Genomic DNA, 302 nt, shown 5'->3' with positions numbered 1-302 from the left:
CCGTGTCGATCGCCGCGACGATGCCGAGGTGGTTCTGCGCGATCTGCCCGATCGACGGGTCGGCGGCCGAGATGATGGCGGTCACCCGCGCGAGCGTCCGGTAGGAGACGCCCGGCCCCCCGAAGCTGCGCGGCACGTTGATCGACCAGAGGCCGCTCTGCGAGAAGGCGTCGAGCTCCTCCGCCGGGCGGCGCCCCGCCCGGTCGCGCTCCGAGGCCCCCTCGCGGAAGGCCGCCGCGAGGCGCTCGGCGACGCGGATCGCCTCCGCGTCGTCGCGGATCACGTGGGCGGGCTCAGAGAGG

Annotated in this window: 1 protein-coding gene; it reads right to left on the bottom strand. The window is 75.5% G+C overall.

What is annotated here, in order from left to right; translation table 11 throughout:
* On the bottom strand, positions 1-302 hold a 302-nt coding region (locus ACLBXP_RS25665), incomplete at both ends, for an acyl-CoA dehydrogenase family protein (protein ID WP_447670637.1).

The organism is Methylobacterium sp. A54F, assembly GCF_053346035.1.
This window is presented reverse-complemented; position numbering and strand designations above follow the sequence as displayed.